Below are 15,455 nucleotides of genomic sequence, written 5' to 3'. Positions count from 1 at the left end.
GATCATATCAGAACAAGATCATCCCGATGGACCAGTTCGTCCCGGCCACGCCAGCCGAGGATGGATTCGATATCCTCCGAGCGTCGTCCGACAATTCGGGAGGCGTCCCTGCTGGCATAGGCGGACAGGCCCCTTGCCAGCACAGTGCCATCAAGTCCTTGTACCAGCACGGGGTCACCGCGCTCAAATCGGCCATCGACAGAGACGACTCCGGCTGGCAGCAGGGAGCCACCCCGCAGGAGTGCGCGGCGGGCACCGTCATCAACTGTCAGTGTGCCCATCGGTTGCAGGCTGCCGGCAATCCAGCGTTTGCGGGCCGTGCGCCCCTCTGGCAGCGGCAGGAACCATGTGCAGCGCGCCCCCTCCGCCAGTGCACGGAGCGGATGATCGGTATGCCCCAGCGCAATCGCCATGGCGCATCCGGCCCCGGTTGCAATGCGGGCCGCGGTCAGCTTGGTCCGCATGCCGCCGCTGGAATAACCGGGGGGAGGCTCTCCGCCCATGGCCTCGATCTCCGGCGTGATGGCCCGGACCACCGGCAGATGGCTGGCTTCTGGATCACGCCGTGGATCAGCCGTATAAAGCCCGTCTATGTCCGACAGCAGGACCAATTGATCGGCCTGCACCATTTCGGCCACGCGGGCGGCCAGACGGTCATTGTCGCCAAAGCGGATTTCCGCTGTGGCCACGCTGTCATTCTCGTTGATGACCGGCACACACCCCATGCCCAGCAGGGCCGATAGCGTGGCGCGGGCATTGAGGTAACGGCGGCGATCCTCGGTATCGCCGAGCGTCAGCAGAAGCTGGGCGGCGGTCATGCCCTCCGCGGAGAGCGCCTCGCTCCATGCCTGTGCCAGACGGATCTGGCCGACCGAAGCAGCCGCCTGTTTTTCCTCCAGACGCAGCCGGGGCTGAGTGAGTTTCAGTGCCTGTCGTGCCAGCGCTATGGCCCCGGATGAGACCACGATCACCTGCACACCCTGACGGCGCAGCATGGCAATATCCGCAGCGACCCCCCGCAGCCACTCGATGCGGGGAGTGGCGGCCTTGCTATCCACCACCAGAGCACTGCCCAGCTTGATGACTAGACGGCGCGCAGTGGTCAGCCGGGGCAGGGCTTCATCCTGCTCATGACCGCTACCGCTCATGCGGAGGTGCCGGACATGGCTTTCCTGCGCTCTTCCCGCGACTGTGCAACATAGGTCATAACCTGTCGCAGCAGAGGTTGTACGCCTTCCCCTGTCACGCCGGAGATAACGGTTACGGTCTGTCCGCTGGCTTTGGCAAGGGCGGAGCGGCGGGCAGAGGCTTCGCGCGGGGTCATGCCGTCGCATTTATTCAGGACGATGATTTCCGGCTTTTCGGTCAGGCCACCACCATAGCCTTCCATTTCCTCCCGCACGGTACGCCACGCCTTGACCACATCCCCAGCAGCGCCATCGATCAGATGGATCAGCACGGCGCAGCGCTCCACATGGCCCAGAAAGCGGTCGCCCAGCCCGGCTCCTTCATGGGCGCCCTCGATCAGACCGGGAATATCGGCCAGCACAAATTCTTCCTGAAGCGACAGCCGCACCACGCCAAGCTGAGGATGCAGGGTGGTGAACGGATAATCGGCGATTTTCGGTCTGGCGGCGGAGACAACAGACAGGAAGGTGGATTTGCCGGCATTGGGCAGTCCGACCAGCCCGGCATCGGCGATCAGTTTCAGCCGCAGCCAGACCCAGCGTTCCTCGCCCGGCCAGCCTTTATCGGCGCGACGAGGGGCGCGGTTGGTGGAGGATTTGAAATGGGCATTGCCATGCCCTCCATCCCCGCCACGGCACAGGGTGATGCGCTTGCCCGGCACGTCCAGATCGGCAATCAGCGTTTCCCTGTCATCTTCCAGAATCTGGGTTCCGACCGGCACCTTGATCAGCACATCCGGGGCGGCGGCACCGGTCCGGTCGGAACCAGCTCCGTTGCCGCCTTTCGGTGCGCGGAAATGCTGGGTGTAGCGAAAATCGATCAGCGTATTCAGATTGGCCACGGCCTCGACAATAATGTCGCCGCCACGGCCACCATTGCCGCCGTCAGGGCCCCCGAACTCGATATATTTCTCGCGCCGGAAGGCAATGACGCCGTCACCGCCATCGCCTGATTTGACGTAGATTTTGGCCTGATCGAGAAATTTCATCGGTGTGCGGCTCGTCTGCCAAAGGGGGCCAAAGGGGAAGGTAGGGGGCTGCCACGCATAGTGCCTGAAGGGCCATACGAGGCGACGCAAAAAGGGGCCAGCTTGCGCCGGCCCCTTTGATCTGCTTCCCCCTGACCGGATGGCCGTGGAGGGAGGGCGGCGCTTTACTCGGCAGCGATCGCCAGCGGAGTCACCGCAACCTGCACGCGGCCTTCGGCGCGGCGCAGGAACTTCACATGCCCGTCGGTCAGCGCGAACAGGGTGTGGTCACGACCAACGCCGACATTCGGGCCGGCCTGAACCTTCGTGCCGCGCTGGCGGACGATGATGTTACCGGCCACGACGCTTTCGCCACCGAATTTCTTGACACCCAGGCGACGACCTTCCGTATCGCGCCCGTTGCGGGATGAACCGCCTGCCTTTTTATGTGCCATGGATCAAACCTCCTCAGGCCGCGACGATATCGCCGACGCGCAGCACAGTGACGTGCTGGCGATGGCCATTCTTGCGGCGGCTGTTCTGCCGGCGGCGCTTCTTGAACACCACAATTTTATCAAGGCGATCCTGGGCGATCACTGTCGCCGTGACGCTGGCGCCGGCCACAACGGGCGCACCGATCGTCAGATTGCCTTCCCCGCCCACTGCGAGCACGTCCGTGAAGGTGATGGTGCTGCCCGGCTCGGCCTCAAGCTTTTCCACCTTCAGCACGGCGTTCGGGGTAACACGGTATTGCTTTCCGCCAGTGCGGATAACTGCGAACATCGCTTCTGGTCCCAAATGCTGGCTCCGCGACGACGGAGCCATCCCGTCAACGCCGAGCGGCCTCCGAACACCCCGACAAGCGGGAGGCACGGCGGCCGAGAGGCGCGGGTTATACCGGTCATACGCCACAAGTCAAACATTCCTTGCGGCATGGCTCCCATTTTCATGAAATATCTGCCGTGCCGGCAGCCCGAAGGAGGTGTTTGCTCAGCGGGTATAGGGGCTTCTCGCTTGCCGTGGCTTCGATTCGGGCTCGGGCTGGATGGAACCGGGCCGGAAGGTAAGGGGGCATCTTTCTGCTACAGCCTCTTGGCGCGGGCTTTCGCCTGCTCTAAGAGACCCCGAACGGAGAGGTGACCGAGTGGCCGAAGGTGACGGTCTCGAAAACCGTTGTGCCCCTAAAGGGTACCGTGGGTTCGAATCCCACCCTCTCCGCCATCTCGCAGACATTGCCGAGAATCTATCTCCGCGCACGCGGAGGAACCTCGACGGTGCGGCGCTGACTTTCCAGCGATCAGGGTCTATCTCCGCGCACGCGGAGGAACCTGATGTAACTGAGTGAGAACTATATTCGGGTCGGGTCTATCTCCGCGCACGCGGAGGAACCGTGTTCGGCAAGGGCGGCAAAACGCGCGTGGTGGGTCTATCTCCGCGCACGCGGAGGAACCTTGGGCCAGAACGCGCAGAGTGAGCAGACGCAGGGTCTATCTCCGCGCACGCGGAGGAACCCTTTACAGGGGCAGGTCGGGCGCGATTGAAAAAGGTCTATCTCCGCGCACGCGGAGGAACCGATCGTAGCACTGCCCCAGCCAGCTGAAGACCAGGTCTATCTCCGCGCACGCGGAGGAACCTGCTCTTTTTAAAGACAGAGATTTTTCTCTGGCGGTCTATCTCCGCGCACGCGGAGGAACCCATGCAAAAATGGCAAAAATCCGGGGGAACCGGGGTCTATCTCCGCGCACGCGGAGGAACCGCGCTTCCGAAGCTCCGCACCGATTTTGATAAAGGTCTATCTCCGCGCACGCGGAGGAACCCGATACAGAACAGTACTGGAACAGGGGCGGTAAGGTCTATCTCCGCGCACGCGGAGGAACCCGAGGGCCTCCATAGGTGCATCATTCTGCATGGGGTCTATCTCCGCGCACGCGGAGGAACCGGGCCTATTTCTGGCGGCCATTGAATGGCGATCGGTCTATCTCCGCGCACGCGGAGGAACCCAGAGAAACAACGGCGTCCACCACAGCGGGAATGGTCTATCTCCGCGCACGCGGAGGAACCGAAGAGCATGCGATCTCGGCCGAGGATATCCAGGGTCTATCTCCGCGCACGCGGAGGAACCACACTGGCGTTTGACGCAGCGTCTGTTCGGACGGGTCTATCTCCGCGCACGCGGAGGAACCAACAGGCGCTGTCGCTCACTATGAGCGCAGCGAGGTCTATCTCCGCGCACGCGGAGGAACCTGTCTACGGCGTGGCGGGCGCGAACGTGTGGGGGGTCTATCTCCGCGCACGCGGAGGAACCGCTCAATGTGCGGTCAGCCGAAGTGGCAGCCACGGTCTATCTCCGCGCACGCGGAGGAACCGCGAAATGCGGGCCGCTGAAGCCGATGAAACTCGGTCTATCTCCGCGCACGCGGAGGAACCTTGACCACCAGGCGATAGAGACGGCCAGCCGCGGGTCTATCTCCGCGCACGCGGAGGAACCGGCATTGTGGCGTGTCGTCGCGGCACGGTCTCGGGTCTATCTCCGCGCACGCGGAGGAACCTGGCCGAGGCAGAAAATCTAAAAACGTTCACAGGGTCTATCTCCGCGCACGCGGAGGAACCTCCCGTGGACTGCTGTCGGAAAACCCGGCGGGGGGTCTATCTCCGCGCACGCGGAGGAACCTAATCAGCAGCAGGATTTAATAGATATGCGCAGGGTCTATCTCCGCGCACGCGGAGGAACCCTTAATAAACTCATCCGCCAAATTAGCAGACAAGGTCTATCTCCGCGCACGCGGAGGAACCGCAATTACCGCGGAACAGGATGCCGGAGCAATGGGTCTATCTCCGCGCACGCGGAGGAACCGGGGGTAACGCCCTCTGGCGGCCTGGTGGAAAGGGTCTATCTCCGCGCACGCGGAGGAACCTCTTACCTATAACACATTGATACTTATTGACAATATTAAAGAACGATATGTTTCTAAAATTAACTTTTCCGAACGAGCAGCACCCCGTCGGCATCGACAATCTCCTTGGGAGCGTCGCCAAGGGTGCGGATTGCCATGCCTCCGGGGGATTTGGCATCGGGCCATGCCAGCACGATAGCACCACGGCGCAGTTCGGAATGCCATTCCGACAGCACCGCCCAGGTGCGCTCACGCACCGCCGAGGATAGTTGGGGAGACAGATAAACGCCAGCAGAAAGCTCCAGCATGATCGAGGTCAGATAGCCGCGATAGCGTGCTTCCACATCTCTTGTAATGACCAGAGTGGCTGGCATCATTCATCATCCTCGAGAAATGGGATGGCCTCCGTTTCTTTTTCGAAAAGTTGTTTGAGTCGCTCGATCATTTTTGGAATGACGGAGCGTTCTGCCAGAACGCGTCCAGTCTGGCGTCGGGTGAGACGTTCGATATTTTCATGACCCCGTTCGGCCAACTTCGCTGCAGCGAAAGCGGTTGGGATGGTTACGGTGTCCCGAAACAGATCGGAAATATCAAGCACCAGAGACTGGCCAGGGTCTTCATGGATAAAGCCCAGCTGAGGAATGGCCCCCACTGCCGCGCATGCAATGGCAGCTGCGGCTTCCATTGCTGTGGCGGCGTGGTTCAGGGCTTGATTGGGCAGATCGGCGGCAGTCGGATTGGCACGATCATAGCGTCGGCCATGCCATACAATACCGGCACGTTGCGCAGCGAGGCGGTAAATCTCCTTCATCCGGGCACCTTCGATTCCACGCAGCACGGTGATATCCCGATGGGGCAACACTTCGCCAAGGCGCCATGCATACATGCGCCGGGCGACATCTACCCGTTTTTTGGGGTCCGCCCACAGGATTGCCTGTCGCCGTGCCACAGCCGAGCGATCAGGCCCCAGTGGAGGCGCTGTATAAAGCCTCACCCCATCCTCTCCCACCGCTGCCAGAGCAGTATCGGCACGCGCGAGAAGACGGAGCGCATCATGGCTGACGGTCGAGCCGGGACCGAGCAGGATCATCGAGATACTCTGCACGGGAATACCGTATTCGCCGCTGGGCAAGGTCTCGTCTTCCTCCGGCCCGCGCAGGAAGGCGAGAGTGCCATCTCGTGCCACCAACTGCCCTCGCGCCAGATACAGCAGGCCGGCACGGTCCGCGTGAGGAATACGGGAGGAGTGAAGTCCCAGCCTTCCCTTCAGCATCGATCAGCGATCCGGCGGAAGAGCATCCGGTGGGCGCAGCATCATCATGCCATACCCATAAGCGCTGTGTCTGCCAATGCCTTTTCGAAGGGCTTCAGAAAATTGCGCGGGATCACCAATAATCATCGTGCCGTGAATCGTTGCATCAGGCCCCTCGATACCGTTCCCGTTGCGCAGTACGCGCCGACGCTGGAAATGCGCCAGTCGTGCCGTTTCCAGCGTGGCCCATGGCATACGCTCCGCCAGCCATTCGCGATAAACCATCTCGCGGGTGCGATTGGCGCTTTTCATACCGGTTTTGTCGTCAGCGTGATTATGCAGCGCCTCTGCAAGGAAAGCGTCACGTTCCTGCATTTTTTCGCTTTCCTGGTCGTGCTGTTTGGCAGAGCGACGGACCGGCCTTATTCTGACATCGAAGCCGATCCGCTGCCCCGGTTTTGCGTCTGGCATGGCCTTGCTGCGCAGACGCTCCAGAGAGATAACTTCCGTCATGTCCGGCGTGATCGAGAAACGCGCCTGTTCCACCAGTGTCGTCGCGTCCTGATTGGCGTAGGCGTAAAGGGACCAGTTGGCCTGTTCCGGCGTAAACACACGAAAGGGTTGAAGCATCTGTCTGCCAAATAATTGCGTCAGCAGATGATGCAGCACCGCATCGTTATCCTGAGTGCCTTTCGGACCGAAGCCACGATCCCTGGCCCAACGCGCAAAGGAGCGAGCCTCAATCGGCAGATGGATCAGATGTAGCATCAGCGTCGTGTAACGGGGGTAATCCGTTCCTCCTCAACGCGTCGCGTGCCGCCATGCAGCCCGCTGCGCCAGTTACGTCGGTCGGCGAGACTCTTTCCCTTGCCGGGGGCAGCAGACCATTGCGCACGCAACAGACCCTCGCCGGGGATTGCGATCAGTGCTGCTCTGGCATCTTCGGCTTCTACCCATCTGTTTTCTTCCTGGGCAGCGAGCACATAATCTGCCGGCAGACACGGCTTGCGCCCGAAAAACAGCGGGCGGGCCGGTTTCAGCAGCGCTTTGGCAATATCATCCAGCGTCGGAGCTTCTTCAGCATGGGTAAGATGCAGCACAACAGTCATTTGCATATCCGCGTGATAATCGCGCTGGCGGATATGGGTGCTGGCTTCTGCGTTCGAGGCACCGTCGCGTCCTTCGACACGACCGCGTGTCGTCCAGCCGCGATCATTGCTGCCGAGCAGGGCGGTCTGAAAATCCGTCATCCGCCCGAGCAGTGGTTCCTGTTCGCGTCTGGCCCCGAACACGATCCGTTCCTGCAACCGGTCGAGCTGCGTGGTGTCGGTACGATCAAGGCCGAGCGCATTGGCCAGCAGCCCGGTGACTGCCGACAAAGCCGGAAAATCGCGTGTTACACCGCGTGAATCGATGGTCGTCCCGCCGAAGCTTGCAAGCGGTGCGCGCCATTGCAACACCAGCCAGCGCATCATGCGGCTTTCAGGATGGTATCGCGCACCCATTGCATCAGCTCCGGCAGAGACGTGCGGCTGACATTTTTGATGCCCGGATCGTTGCTCAATGACAGAAGACGTCTGTCTTCCCCGGTTTGGTAGGCTTCATCAAAGGCTTTGAGCTTTTGATGGAGTTTATCTTCTGCATCTTTAACGGTTGGCTCGGCCGGATCACGGAATGCTTCGGCCAGAGAACGCGGCTGACGGTCCCCAGCCTCCACCAGCATGGTGGTGGCATAGCCATAGGGTGCGGTGGAGCCGAGTTTCGCACCGGGCGAGACCGTAGCGATCTGGCCGATCAGACAGGCTGTCACTTCAGCCGCCATCTTGCGATCAGCAGCAAGCCAGTTGCTTGCAGCAACACCGGTCAGGTTGGAGACCAGGGTCGGAACATCTATCACGACATAACCGTAAAACAGGCCGGAGGTCAGTTCGGTCGAACCGATATGGTCGGCCCCGGTATCCTCGACGCCTGCCAGATCATCGACGACGGCGAAATAGTCGCTTTCCGTCTGTTCAGCATGTGTGGTGAAAGCATGGGCCACATGCACTGGCGCATCGATGTTCGCTTCGGGATCGGAGGTCACCATACGCCCGAACAAAGCAGACGTCAGGCCACCGGGAAGAGATACGGAATCCCGCATAGCCTTCATTGTATTTTGAAATAATTTGTCTTTTGTGAAATCTTCTGCAGCGGCTTTGGCAGATTTTGGATCGGTGGCAGAGGTCGCAATACGGGTAAACTGCTCGGCCAGATAACGTAGTTCGGGTGCGCCAAACAGAAGAGGCTGGCGGCTACTTTTGTCATCGGCGCCTTTCTTCCCATAGACAGCAGCTTGAAAAGCAGGTTCGATCGCATTCAGAATGTTGACGTCAACGGTTCCTTGAAGGGGCTCACGCAGCCGCTTCGTCACCAGATCGCGCGAGCGAACAGCTTCTTCCGCGCCTTCAATCCGATGGAGAGAAAAAGTACCTTCATCCATCCTCCAGTGCCGTTTCAGACATTGTGAGGAAATGCGGGTTCGCACAGCACTGCCATAGGGAAGGCGCTTGGCCAGCCCGCTATCATCGCGGTTCAGCAGAGAAGCCGTGTAGCTATGCAGACTGTGAATCTGAAGGAAACGTGGCTCAGGCATTGGCCTTCTCTTTCTCTTTTACGTCGGAAGCGTGATAATAATCTTTAGCCAGTTTGCGCAGTGGATTATTGGTGGCACGTGGATCATGATGCTCTTGCACAAGTAACTGTGCGATATCGTTCATGTTGAAACGTGCGCGCGCGGCTGACAGTACGTGAACCAACCTCATGACCATCTCCCGCCTTTGTACGAACGGGGCGTTTAGAAGACCAGTAAACCGTTTTTCAGAAACGTTAGCATCAGAAAGGGCTTGTCCCAGTGAGATGTCACTATTATGGGCGCTTAATTTGAAGTCTTCCTTGTTTCCTGAGCGTATAAGTGGCTGCCCGGTTGGTGTCAGCCGTGCAATGGCAATCATCACCCATTCCCAGGCTTGATCATTATACTTGCGATCTTGATCAAGTTTCTGGCTATAAAAAATTCTCCAGAACTCTGGACATCCATGGCCCGGAATCGCTCGCCGGAGGGACGCCAGATTGCCGGGAGGCAATCTGGCCAATGCAAGGGAAAGTTTGGAGATAAGCGGATCACTATCCTGCTCGGTCTGGTTTTTACTGTCTGACATCAGCCGCTTCTTTCGGAGGAAAAATCGAGGTGCGGTCGTTTACAAAAGGGCTTTTCTGAGTCCACAGCATACCATGAAATGCACGGGGCGCGCGAACACGCGCTCGCCAGCGGTTTTGAACGGGGCAGGCGATAGACTCCGATGCGTCAATAAGCAGGCGTTCTGCATAGCGGATCAAGTGTCGCAGATAAGGTATCTTAGTGTTCTCACCTTCTTCGAAACGTTGCTGGATTGTCGTAAAGAAATAGGCGTCGGCCTCGGCTTCCAGACGATCTGTATAAGGGGCCGCACAACCATAATCATCTTTTGACGGTTTTTTATTCGCGCCGCCAATAGATACGATAGCGCAGCCCTGCCTCAAAGCGGATGCGATATAAGCAATCTCTTTCTCCTGTTTATCAGCGATTTCCGCCAATTGAAGCCGTTTGGTTTCATCATTCATGGCATCGACGATATGTCGGTGTGTTGGAATGATGCGCTCGTGAAAACCCTCTGTTTTGCCTTGGCCGCGTACCATACCACGAGCCACAAGTATCATGTCTGTTTCATCGGGTAGCAACTGCATCGATTGGGGCAGTCGTGCAGCCCGTTGCTTCTTTTCCCCGAACAAAAGTCTGCATAATACCCGGTAAGAAAAACCTCGTGCATCCAGAGAAAAAGATTTTCCTTCGCTGTCATATACTGGTGCCCAGAAATCTCCAGTGATTCCATTGCAGGCCTTGGCCTCGATACGCGCGACCGAGGAGCCAACAGCAAGCGCGACAATGGGCTGATCAGCCCCTTTAATCAGACGAACCCGGCGGCAGATTTCGATAAACCATGGATCGAGTTGATCGAGTGATAGACTGGTCTTGCCATCCCAGGGTTCCAACCAAAGGAGCGCAAGGCCCTCATCATCATAATCCCGATACATGTCGAGCAGCTTGCCCCGTCCGGCCAACATGGCGCGTATATCGCGGCGAAGGTGAGCGCCAATTCCTCCTTTTGGAGGTGCCAGGCCGAGAAAGGGGCGAGCAGAGAACCCGCCATTCATGCGGGCAATTCCATATTTTGTGGCCCCGCTATAACCCTGCATTGTTTGCAGGCTGACCAGAGCAAAAACCCATTCATCAAGCCCGGCTTCAACAGCGACTTCAGCCTTCAGATCAAAATTTTTTGCGGTGATCAGAATATCCAGCGCATCCGGTGTATAAACTGTGTTCTTCAGTACTTCGCGCTTCCCCTCAGGAACCGGGGGCTGAAGAAAGGCAGGCTTTGAGAGATCCTCAACAATCAATGACCATGGTTCCTCGGCCTGATTGGTCAGGTCAAGGAGCAGGTCTTTCCATTCTCCCTCTGTTTCGGGAATGGCGCTTTGATCGGCATGATGCAGCGCAATGGCCCCAAGCGCTGCCAGGAACATATGCCATGCATGTTGCTGATGCGGACGCAGGCCAGTAAAATTGTCCACTTTGTCCAGCATCAATGCGGCCAGAGCACCCGGCAGGGTCAGAACATGAGTTTCAGTTCTGGTAACAACACGAAAAACAGGATGAGATAGAAGACAATACATTCATTCAACCTGAATGAGGAGGATATGAGGTTAGCCAAAACGACTGAAAGACAAGCCATTTAACAATGGGAAAGCTTATTTTTTTTAAACGAATTTATCATTGCGAATACAACTGTGAATTAAAATTTTGTCAATATAGAACACTGTCATTTTGGCTTCTTTTTAGGTGCTATAAGACCGTGTCAGCCCAAACCTGCTGTAGCTTAATCCGGCAGATTCGAACACAAGCTGTTCCGATGATGGCTGTATCCATTCGGCTCCGGTTGCAGTTGCAACACTGGCGTCAACCCAATGTCCGGGTACGAAGATCTGCGATACTTTTTCTCCGAATGGTCCCCTTGTATCCGGCGCAAAAAGCAGTGCGGTACGGTCAGCACCAAGGCGGGTGACAATATTCGTATCATTCGGGAAACAGTCATCAATGCTGCCATCGAAGGCGCGTGTACAGTCGACCAGGTTCATGCGCCCGATTGTACCCTGTGCGCTGCGTCCTCCTACGACAGCGTTACGCGCTTGAGTCCAGGCTGGACCCAGTTGTTGAGCCAGTGCTGTAAGGGTTTGCGGATCGGTGCCTGTTTCTACCAGTCGTCGATTGTCCTGTGGAATTGTCCAGACCATTCCATCATTGATCATGCGTCGCACCGATTCCAGCCCGGTGATGTCGGTGTAAACGCCGCCTCCATCGCGGCTGATCCCCAGACCGAAGCGGAGCAGATTAATCTCTGGAGATAATATTTCCGGTATCAGCACAACGCATCGGGCGTTTCTGAACGCATCGGGCCGGTCATGACGACCGGCATGACGATGCAACCGCCCGATACGTTGCAGCAATACGTCGATCGGACACAGATCGGTGATCATAAAGTCGGCATCGATATCAAGGCTTTGTTCTACTGTCTGGCTGCCGCAGACGATCCGGCCGCCGGGAACGGAGTGCTTGCCCATCGCTTGCTCAACCGCATGATCCAGCAGAAGGCGGTCCTCGGCGGCAAATCGGCTGTGGTGGGGACAGCGTATCCCGTTGACCGATAACGTGGGGGCATGGGCATCCAGCGCCTCAATCGCCCGCTGTGTCGCAATCACCTGATCGACTGTATTACGGATTACCAGCACGCGCGCGCCTTGTCGTGCCGCTTCCAGCGCCATGCCTGCAATGGCGTGTGGGTCTGCAATCAGGGGAGCCGCGTTAACGGAAACCGCCTTCTGATATTCTGTCAGGTCAATGCCGAGATGAATTTCCTGTTTTCGTCTTTCTTCTCCTTCAGCCCAGCTCAGGGATGGATAAGGCGCATGTACTGGGCTGTGCGAATCTGTTTTTCTCTTTTTCCTGGCGCCCAGCAGGCTGGCGCGTGTAGCCGAGCCAAGCGTTGCTGACATCAGTAATGCGTGGCCGCCATGGGCCACATGATTCTGCACGATCCGGTCCATGACCGCGCTCATATAGCTATCCGAAGCATGCACTTCGTCGATGACCAGATAGCTGCGGGCGAGGGCGGCACTGCGAAAATGCGACCATTTCACCTGCAAGCCCGCCAGCATGACCTGATCAACCGTACCCACGGCAACTGGTGCGGCCAGAAAACGGCGTGAGGTTTCGGCAGCCCATCGTGCCTGCTTCTGTGCTTCGTCCGGATTGTCGGCCCATTCCACGCGATAGCCGGGCAGGGCCCAGCCTTCAGAAGTCCCGGCCTTCATGTATCCGGGCAGGGCCAGAAAGCATTCGCCTCCGAAGGCTGCCTGTACGGCATGATTGATCCGTCGATGAAGTTGTGCTGCGGCTGCGCGCGTTGGTACGGCAAAATACAGCCCATCCACCAACCCTGCCCTGAACAGGCGCAGGAAGCGCAGAAAAGCGGCCTCGGTCTTGCCGGAGCCGGTTTCGGATTCCAGTGCGGCAAGGCGTATGTCCAGAGACAGCTCCAGCAAAGCCTGTTGCATCGGGCGCAGTTTCGTCCCTTCCGCCCAGCCGAAAAGCTGCCATGGCTCAACCGGTTTCAGCGCCTGACGCAGTCGTGACACGTCCATGTTGATATTGCGCAGGACATCTGCCGCCTTTGTGGCGGTGCGTATCGTGCGATCAAGGGGAAAATCACATTCGCGTGATCCAATCTGATCGGCCAGTGCTACCAGGCCGGCAAAAAAATGCTGAAGCTCGGTATGATGCGGCAGGTGAGGGCCGGGACCAAAAGCATCAGGGTACCGGGTACGGCAGGCTTGCCCGATTGCCCTTGCGGCCTCGGTCGGATTGTACCCTGTCCGGGCTGCCCAGTCTGCTTGCACCGGCTCCTGACCCACGACCATGATCGGCCTGCCATGATGTGCCAGTGCCGCCAGAAACAGGCTGCGCATGGCTTCGCCCCATTGGCTCAGATCTTCCCGCAAACCGAGCGCATCTTGTAGCCCCGCTTCTTTTCTCCAGAGTACATGATAGCCTTCCAGCAGATGGCCTTTTCTGGCTTTTGTCAGGATTTTCCCCTGAAAACCACTGCTGAGTTTTCCAATATCGTGTAAAAAAGCCAGCGCGCATAGACGCTGTATGGTGACGCGATCCGGCTCCTTTTCGATGATGGTGGCCAGGCGAGCACGATAGAGCGGCAGATTGAGCAGGGCCTCAAAACAGTCGCCGACATCCCCGAGATGCGTGATCAGGGGTAACCAGCAATCCGGTTCCGCAAATTTGGCCCAAGGAAAAGGGGGAAGCGCAATCGGCATGAGCGGGCCCTGTGATGATGCCAAAGCCAGATAGCAAAATGATACAGTACCGGATCATTATTGGGCTGGTTGTGTCATGTGGCAACGGAGGGGGAGGAAAAGAAACGAATCAAATCCTCGTGACTGACGGTTATGCAGATTATCCTTAGTCAGAAAGATTTTTTCCCGACTGAGCTGCTTTGTTATGAAGACATGGATCGGCTGAAATTCTTTCTGATAGGAAAGCTGCTTTCCCGGCAGTCCGATGGAGCAGACGGATCATGGATGCATTTTCGGCCATCATACGTTTTTCTGCGGCGGCGGCTCTGCTGACGGTCACACCGGGGCTGGATACGGCTCTGGTTGTGCGGACTGGAACTGTCGAGGGGCCACGTCAGGCTGTTCTGGCCGGTGCAGGCATTTCGGCAGGGGTGTTGAGCTGGGGGGTGATCACGGCGCTTGGACTTGGTGCACTGCTGGCGGCGTCTGAAAATGCTTATCGTGTGGTACAGATGGCCGGTGCGTTTTATCTGGCCTGGCTTGGCGTGACCATGCTGCGCCGGGTGTTTGCGGGCGGTGGGTTCCCGATTATGCTGCCGGCAGGGCAGGGGCGCTTGGCGGCAAATCCCAACTGGTTTCTGCGCGGGATGATGACCAATCTGCTCAATCCCAAGGTCGGTGTTTTCTATGTCAGTTTTCTGCCGCAGTTTCTGCCGCAGTTTCTGCCGCCAGAGCTTCCGGCTGTTTCGTTCGGCGCGCTGCTATCCGGTATTCACGCCTTCATGGGGCTGGTGTTTTTCTCTGCCGTAGCGGTGGCGACCGTTCCGTTGCAGCGTTTGTTGACGCATCCAGCGACATCCCGCGTGCTGGATGGCATCACGGGCACGGTGATGATTGGTTTTGCGGCGCGGTTGATAATGGAAAAGCGGTCTTTGTAGAGGCTGTCCGGGCTATTCCATGTCCTGAAACATCAACAGGCGGACGATCCAGATCGCGGCGGCCAGAGCGGGGCCAAAGGGGATGGCAGCATGTGGGCTGAATGAACTGCCTCGTGAGGCTCGGATGGCGGCATGGATCAACCCGCCCAGCGCAGCCAGCAACAAGATACCGGGCAGGGCGGTCAGTCCGGTCCATGCTGCCCCGGCGGCGAAAAGTTTGGCATCTCCGGCCCCCAACCCCTCCCGTCCGCGCAGCAGGCGATACAGCACGCCGAGTGCCGTCAGGGTACCATATGCCATCGCGATCCCTGTTACGCGTGGCCAGAGCAAGGTGGCAGGATCAAGCCATATTGCTTCCCCCATCCCGAGGAGAATGAGCGGGAGGGTCAGCACATCCGGAAGCCGCCAGTGCCGCAAATCAATGCAGGCCAGCGCCAGCAGCGCCCAGCCGAGTATGCAGTCCCCTGCCAGAAAGGGATTATTGATGCCGCGTGCGACGCAGGCGCAGACGGCCACTGCGAGGGCGGCACACTCGATCATCGGATGAAACGGATCGATAGGACTGCCACACTGCCGACATCGTCCACGTAGCCAGAGGAAGCTCAGCAGCGGGATCATCTGGGCGGGTGACAGAGGATGGCCGCAGTGTTCACAGCGGGAGCGACCGAAAACAATACCATGACCATCAGGCCAGCGCCTGATCAGCACCCCGAGAAAACTGCCGATAAAGGGCGCGATCAGTAAAAGCAGCCAGCCCATGCGACAGACCCTTTACT

General features: G+C 58.4%; 14 protein-coding genes, 1 tRNA gene and 1 CRISPR repeat array. Of the genes, 2 read left to right on the top strand and 13 right to left on the bottom strand.

From position 1 onward, the window contains the following. Nucleotides 1-2: 2 nt before the first annotated feature. From proB to rplU, 4 genes are all read right to left on the bottom strand, one after another. Nucleotides 3-1,148, bottom strand: coding sequence for a glutamate 5-kinase (gene proB / locus GBCGDNIH1_RS21020; protein WP_011632408.1), 1,146 nt, complete (start codon nucleotides 1,146-1,148; stop codon nucleotides 3-5). After that, entirely contained in the window at nucleotides 1,145-2,176 is a 1,032-nt protein-coding gene (gene obgE, locus GBCGDNIH1_RS21015; protein WP_011632407.1) for a GTPase ObgE, read from the bottom strand. The genes proB and obgE overlap by 4 nt, the downstream gene beginning before the upstream one ends. Nucleotides 2,177-2,340: 164 nt before the next feature. Further along, entirely contained in the window at nucleotides 2,341-2,610 is a 270-nt protein-coding gene (gene rpmA / locus GBCGDNIH1_RS21010) for a 50S ribosomal protein L27 (protein WP_011632406.1), read from the bottom strand. 13 nt (nucleotides 2,611-2,623) lie between these two features. After that, a complete protein-coding gene (rplU, locus tag GBCGDNIH1_RS21005; protein ID WP_025287092.1) occupies nucleotides 2,624-2,938 on the bottom strand; it encodes a 50S ribosomal protein L21 in 315 nt (104 codons plus the stop codon). Between the two features lie 347 nt (nucleotides 2,939-3,285). Here rplU and GBCGDNIH1_RS21000 point away from each other — a divergent pair. Further along, a tRNA-Ser gene (locus tag GBCGDNIH1_RS21000) sits at nucleotides 3,286-3,376 on the top strand. 19 nt (nucleotides 3,377-3,395) lie between these two features. After that, nucleotides 3,396-5,070: direct repeats of the CRISPR family, unit length 28 nt; unit sequence GGTCTATCTCCGCGCACGCGGAGGAACC. 59 nt (nucleotides 5,071-5,129) lie between these two features. Here GBCGDNIH1_RS21000 and cas2e read toward each other — a convergent pair. From cas2e to GBCGDNIH1_RS20965, 8 genes are all read right to left on the bottom strand, one after another. Continuing rightward, nucleotides 5,130-5,426: a type I-E CRISPR-associated endoribonuclease Cas2e gene (gene cas2e, locus GBCGDNIH1_RS20995; protein WP_011632401.1), complete on the bottom strand. Its 297-nt coding sequence runs from the start codon at nucleotides 5,424-5,426 to the stop codon at nucleotides 5,130-5,132. Beyond that, nucleotides 5,423-6,322, bottom strand: a complete 900-nt coding sequence (gene cas1e / locus GBCGDNIH1_RS20990) for a type I-E CRISPR-associated endonuclease Cas1e (RefSeq protein ID WP_011632400.1) — start codon at nucleotides 6,320-6,322, stop codon at nucleotides 5,423-5,425. The genes cas2e and cas1e overlap by 4 nt, the downstream gene beginning before the upstream one ends. 3 nt (nucleotides 6,323-6,325) lie before the next feature. After that, a complete protein-coding gene (locus GBCGDNIH1_RS20985) occupies nucleotides 6,326-7,069 on the bottom strand; it encodes a type I-E CRISPR-associated protein Cas6/Cse3/CasE (RefSeq protein WP_011632399.1) in 744 nt (247 codons plus the stop codon). Then, a complete protein-coding gene (gene cas5e, locus GBCGDNIH1_RS20980; protein WP_232449638.1) occupies nucleotides 7,069-7,806 on the bottom strand; it encodes a type I-E CRISPR-associated protein Cas5/CasD in 738 nt (245 codons plus the stop codon). Before cas5e ends, GBCGDNIH1_RS20985 begins: the two co-directional genes overlap by 1 nt. Beyond that, on the bottom strand, nucleotides 7,773-8,933 hold the full coding sequence (gene cas7e, locus GBCGDNIH1_RS20975) for a type I-E CRISPR-associated protein Cas7/Cse4/CasC (protein WP_011632397.1): 1,161 nt from the start codon (nucleotides 8,931-8,933) through the stop codon (nucleotides 7,773-7,775). The genes cas5e and cas7e overlap by 34 nt, the downstream gene beginning before the upstream one ends. Next, nucleotides 8,926-9,498 carry a type I-E CRISPR-associated protein Cse2/CasB gene (gene casB / locus GBCGDNIH1_RS24880; RefSeq protein ID WP_011632396.1) on the bottom strand — a complete coding sequence of 191 codons (573 nt, stop codon included), beginning with the start codon at nucleotides 9,496-9,498 and terminating at the stop codon, nucleotides 8,926-8,928. Before casB ends, cas7e begins: the two co-directional genes overlap by 8 nt. Further along, nucleotides 9,485-11,050 carry a type I-E CRISPR-associated protein Cse1/CasA gene (gene casA / locus GBCGDNIH1_RS20970; protein ID WP_011632395.1) on the bottom strand — a complete coding sequence of 522 codons (1,566 nt, stop codon included), beginning with the start codon at nucleotides 11,048-11,050 and terminating at the stop codon, nucleotides 9,485-9,487. Before casA ends, casB begins: the two co-directional genes overlap by 14 nt. 162 nt (nucleotides 11,051-11,212) lie before the next feature. Beyond that, complete coding sequence (locus GBCGDNIH1_RS20965; protein ID WP_025318711.1) at nucleotides 11,213-13,762, bottom strand: CRISPR-associated helicase/endonuclease Cas3; 2,550 nt, start codon at nucleotides 13,760-13,762, stop codon at nucleotides 11,213-11,215. Between the two features lie 260 nt (nucleotides 13,763-14,022). On the opposite strand from GBCGDNIH1_RS20965, the gene GBCGDNIH1_RS20960 reads away from it, so the two are divergent. Further along, complete coding sequence (locus GBCGDNIH1_RS20960) at nucleotides 14,023-14,679, top strand: LysE family translocator (protein ID WP_011632393.1); 657 nt, start codon at nucleotides 14,023-14,025, stop codon at nucleotides 14,677-14,679. 12 nt (nucleotides 14,680-14,691) lie between these two features. Here GBCGDNIH1_RS20960 and GBCGDNIH1_RS20955 read toward each other — a convergent pair whose 3' ends face one another. Continuing rightward, nucleotides 14,692-15,438: a prepilin peptidase gene (locus tag GBCGDNIH1_RS20955; RefSeq protein WP_011632392.1), complete on the bottom strand. Its 747-nt coding sequence runs from the start codon at nucleotides 15,436-15,438 to the stop codon at nucleotides 14,692-14,694. Nucleotides 15,439-15,455 lie beyond the last annotated feature (17 nt).

The sequence above is a fragment of the Granulibacter bethesdensis CGDNIH1 genome, from assembly GCF_000014285.2.
Lineage (GTDB): Bacteria > Pseudomonadota > Alphaproteobacteria > Acetobacterales > Acetobacteraceae > Granulibacter > Granulibacter bethesdensis.
Note: the sequence above shows the minus strand (reverse complement) of the source record. Positions and strands in the feature narration are given on the sequence as shown.

Bases quoted from the DNA above. Each gene is read 5' to 3' on its own strand.
- casA (WP_011632395.1), bottom strand. From the start codon at position 11,050: ATGTATTGTCTTCTATCTCATCCTGTTTTTCGTGTTGTTACCAGAACT.
- cas7e (WP_011632397.1), bottom strand. From the start codon at position 8,933: ATGCCTGAGCCACGTTTCCTTCAGATTCACAGTCTGCATAGCTACACG.
- cas1e (WP_011632400.1), bottom strand. From the start codon at position 6,322: ATGCTGAAGGGAAGGCTGGGACTTCACTCCTCCCGTATTCCTCACGCG.
- GBCGDNIH1_RS20960 (WP_011632393.1), top strand. From the start codon at position 14,023: ATGGATGCATTTTCGGCCATCATACGTTTTTCTGCGGCGGCGGCTCTG.
- rplU (WP_025287092.1), bottom strand. From the start codon at position 2,938: ATGTTCGCAGTTATCCGCACTGGCGGAAAGCAATACCGTGTTACCCCG.
- GBCGDNIH1_RS20985 (WP_011632399.1), bottom strand. From the start codon at position 7,069: ATGCTACATCTGATCCATCTGCCGATTGAGGCTCGCTCCTTTGCGCGT.
- GBCGDNIH1_RS20965 (WP_025318711.1), bottom strand. From the start codon at position 13,762: ATGCCGATTGCGCTTCCCCCTTTTCCTTGGGCCAAATTTGCGGAACCG.
- cas5e (WP_232449638.1), bottom strand. From the start codon at position 7,806: ATGGGTGCGCGATACCATCCTGAAAGCCGCATGATGCGCTGGCTGGTG.
- proB (WP_011632408.1), bottom strand. From the start codon at position 1,148: ATGAGCGGTAGCGGTCATGAGCAGGATGAAGCCCTGCCCCGGCTGACC.
- rpmA (WP_011632406.1), bottom strand. From the start codon at position 2,610: ATGGCACATAAAAAGGCAGGCGGTTCATCCCGCAACGGGCGCGATACG.
- obgE (WP_011632407.1), bottom strand. From the start codon at position 2,176: ATGAAATTTCTCGATCAGGCCAAAATCTACGTCAAATCAGGCGATGGC.
- GBCGDNIH1_RS20955 (WP_011632392.1), bottom strand. From the start codon at position 15,438: ATGGGCTGGCTGCTTTTACTGATCGCGCCCTTTATCGGCAGTTTTCTC.
- cas2e (WP_011632401.1), bottom strand. From the start codon at position 5,426: ATGATGCCAGCCACTCTGGTCATTACAAGAGATGTGGAAGCACGCTAT.
- casB (WP_011632396.1), bottom strand. From the start codon at position 9,498: ATGTCAGACAGTAAAAACCAGACCGAGCAGGATAGTGATCCGCTTATC.